This is a genomic window from Cribrihabitans pelagius (assembly GCF_048820915.1).
GTDB lineage: Bacteria > Pseudomonadota > Alphaproteobacteria > Rhodobacterales > Rhodobacteraceae > Cribrihabitans_A > Cribrihabitans_A pelagius.
This window is the reverse complement of sequence record NZ_JBMERR010000065.1, coordinates 1-871: the sequence shown is the minus strand read 5'-3', so window position 1 is coordinate 871 and position 871 is coordinate 1. Positions and strand designations below refer to the sequence as shown.

At 64.8% G+C, this 871-nt stretch carries 1 protein-coding gene and 1 pseudogene; both read left to right on the top strand.

Annotated features, from left to right (window positions below):
• The first annotated feature begins 237 nt into the window (after positions 1-237).
• Positions 238-726 carry an MAPEG family protein gene (locus ACOHX0_RS21880; protein WP_420679361.1) on the top strand — a complete coding sequence of 163 codons (489 nt, stop codon included), beginning with the start codon at positions 238-240 and terminating at the stop codon, positions 724-726.
• A 62-nt stretch (positions 727-788) separates the two neighbouring features.
• Positions 789-871 (top strand): annotated as a pseudogene (locus ACOHX0_RS21875) (IS5/IS1182 family transposase); the annotation flags it as partial.

Genomic DNA, 871 nt, shown 5'->3' with positions numbered 1-871 from the left:
TGCGCCCGCCTAACGGCTCACGCCCCTCGAACCTACAGCGCTAAGCCAATCAGGCCGCAGTAGCAGCCCCCCAGGGCTGCTCATATTACCCCGCACATCAGAAAATCACGGATTTCGGAGGTGTCCATTTGCTGCGTGCCGCCTGGCGCGAGCGGTTGCCGCCTTTTGCCTCCTGGAAACGCCGCTGTACCGCACTAAGCCTTGGCGGGCCGGATCCGCTGGCAGGGGAGTGACATAGTGACAGGGCAAAAACGCGGTCAGATCCTGGCCGGAATGGGATTGGGCGCGCTCTGGGGCGTGCTCGTCACCGGTCTGCCGCAATGGCTGGAGCTGCCTTATCTTCCGGCCCCTGCCGCCTTGCCCGTGGCTTTCCTCGGGCCGGGGATCTTTCTGACCCTGGTTATCGGCCGGCTGGCGCAGCGGCGGTTTTTCGATGACAGGCTGATCGATGGCGCGGCGCCGGCGCCGGGCTCGGCCGCCGAAATTGACCAGCGGGTGCTGACCAACACGGTGGAGCAGCTGCTCCTGGCGTTGGCGCTGTGGCCCTTCGCGGCAGTCACCCTCGGCGGCGCCGTCGCGGTCGCGCTTGGCCTGTCGTTTGCGCTGATGCGGGTGCTGTTCTGGGCTGGTTACCACTGGGCTCCGCCGCTGAGGGCCCTGGGGTCTGCCGGGACATTCTACCCGACTATTGTAGCTGGCGTCTGGGCCTTGGCGGTTTGGCTCTAGGGTCAGGACCCATTGATCTTCGGCTATCGGCATGATTCACGGCTCGAAAACGAGCGGTGACCATGTCTGATCTTTTCTGGCTAACTGACGCGCAGATGGCGCGCCTTGAGCCTTTCTTCCCCAAGTCCCACGGCAAGCCACGCGT